The 849-nt window shown below is 41.7% G+C and carries 1 protein-coding gene and 1 pseudogene; both read left to right on the forward strand.

Translation table 11 applies throughout. From position 1 onward, the window contains the following. The first annotated feature begins 182 nt into the window (after positions 1–182). Positions 183–482, forward strand: coding sequence for a hypothetical protein (locus tag ACH0CI_RS28210; protein ID WP_406902661.1), 300 nt, complete (start codon positions 183–185; stop codon positions 480–482). Positions 483–494: 12 nt separating this feature from the next. Continuing rightward, a pseudogene (locus ACH0CI_RS28215) lies at positions 495–849 on the forward strand (FtsK/SpoIIIE domain-containing protein); the annotation flags it as partial.

Raw genomic sequence — 849 nt, forward strand, 5'->3', positions numbered from 1 at the left:
AATCAGTAGCTAGTTCAGTATCGCTACCGCGTTAATACAAGCTGTATACGCCCAGTGAAGCCAATTGGGGAACCTGTAAGGGAGCTGAGCCGAAGAGGCGAAGGGGGCGACCGAATGGGTTGAGCTGAAAAAATAGGTATATAAAACGCAAAAAAATTAAACAAATGAAAGAAGGTATCAGCATGAGAAAAACTCATTATATTGGTTTTCGAAACTTCCTCCATCAACCATTCTTTAAACCTTCCCCAAAGCCTCGTCCATTCAAGGCATATTCCTTTGTCCCATTTAGTCCACTTGCCATGCTTGACCCCACTATTTTGACCATAGGAGGTATCGTCTTAGGAATTGCTATTATTGAACGAGTATTAGAGCGATGGGGTGTCATCGATCTCTCTGACCAGTTTGCGAAAGTGATGCGATTTATCCTGCCTGTCACCTTTTATGGGGCCTTACTTTACTTTTTTGCGACCTTTATGTTTTAAGGAGGAATGTAGATGTTTGAAAAGCTAAAATTGCGTGGCCAACTAATAAAAGCGTTTCGTACGGCAGAGATTTATCGAGTGGTGAAGCGTGGAGACCGTACCTCCTATCTATTTCCGAAAATTCATCAGATAGACCATCATCATACGTACACTCGGTACGCCTTTTCCTTACTAAATGGCATTGATCCTGACCTTTTAAATAAAAAGAGATGGGCGTTACGCCAAGTATTAGGTAGCAACATCGAGATCAATGGCAGCTTAAAGAACTTTAGCATTACTGTTCATCACAAAAACCTCCCTAAGATGCTCCATTATAGGTATGAAGCCATTCATCCCCATATTAAGAAAATGGAGCTTCCCGTATGCA

It is taken from the genome of Priestia sp. 179-F W1.4 NHS, assembly GCF_045369295.1.
Taxonomy (GTDB): domain Bacteria; phylum Bacillota; class Bacilli; order Bacillales; family Bacillaceae_H; genus Priestia; species Priestia zanthoxyli.